This is a genomic window from Gordonia sputi NBRC 100414, from assembly GCF_000248055.1.
In the GTDB taxonomy this organism is placed as follows: domain Bacteria; phylum Actinomycetota; class Actinomycetes; order Mycobacteriales; family Mycobacteriaceae; genus Gordonia; species Gordonia sputi.
The window spans coordinates 1-1107 of record NZ_BAFC01000124.1; the positions used below are offsets into that span (position 1 = coordinate 1).

Here is a 1107-nt window from a genome sequence, read left to right on the forward strand (position 1 = left end):
GTGATGCGCCCTGGGTTTCCCGGAGGCTCGGGTTATGGGATTCCGACCCGGTGTTGGTCGGCCCGTGACTGATCGTAGATGATGGTTTCGAACTCGACGGGTGGGATGTTGCCGAGATAGCCGTGGAGGCGTTCGGTGTTGTGCCAGTGCACCCAGCCCAGGGTCGCCAGTTCGACGTCGTCGACCGTTTTCCATGGACCGGTGCGGGCGGGTCCGTAAATTAATTCCGCTTTGTAGTAGCCGTTCACCGTCTCGGCCAGAGCGTTATCGTAACTGTCTCCCACGGTCCCGATCGAGGGTGTCGCCCCGATCTCGGCGAGACGTTCCCCGTAACGCACGGAGGTGAATTGCGCGCCCGCATCAGAGTGACACCGTAAGCCCGGCAACATGTTTCCCCGATTCCATCGGGCCATCCCGATCGCATCGAGGACCATCGCAGTCCTCATATGCGAGGCCACTCGCCACCCCACGATCATCCGCGAGTAGGCGTCGATGATAAAACACACGTACGCCACGCCCGACCACGTCGGGACATAGGTCAGATCGGTGACCCACAGTTGATTCGGTGTAGTCGCGGTGAACTCCCGTTTGACCAGATCCGGGTGGCGCGGCATCGAGGAATCGGGGCGGGTCGTGCGGACCCGCCGGCCGCGCCGCGCGCCTTCGATTCCGAGTGCGTGCATCAGTCGAACAACCTGGTCACGACCGATATCGTGTCCAGCGCGACGCGCAGCTTTCCATAGCTTGCGAGCACCGTAGACCCGGTAGTTGTCTTCCCACAGCTGTCGTAGCGCAGGGGCGAGGACAGCGTCACGTTGCGACCGCGCCGAGGGGCGGCGGCTCTTGATGTCGTAGTAGGTACTCGGGGCCATCCGCACACCTGCGCTGCGCAGGACGGCGAGGATGGGCTCAACCCCGAATTCTGCCCGCTGATCATCGATGAACGTGACTACTTCTTGTGTTGGCGGTCGAGCTCCGCCCCGAAGAAAGACGCTGCTCGTTTCAGTATCTCGTTGGCTCGCTTGAGCTCTCGGACTTCTTGTTCGAGCTCTTTGACCCTGGTGGCCTCTGTGGTGGTGACACCGGGGGTGTGTCCGTCATCGATAT

The 1107-nt window shown here is 61.9% G+C and carries 1 pseudogene and 1 other annotated feature; the pseudogene reads right to left on the reverse strand.

The annotated features are described in order from the left end of the window. Positions 1-32: 32 nt before the first annotated feature. A pseudogene (locus GOSPT_RS20685) lies at positions 33-1107 on the reverse strand (IS3 family transposase); the annotation flags it as partial. Further along, positions 864-995, reverse strand: a sequence feature (AL1L pseudoknot). It overlaps the preceding pseudogene by 132 nt.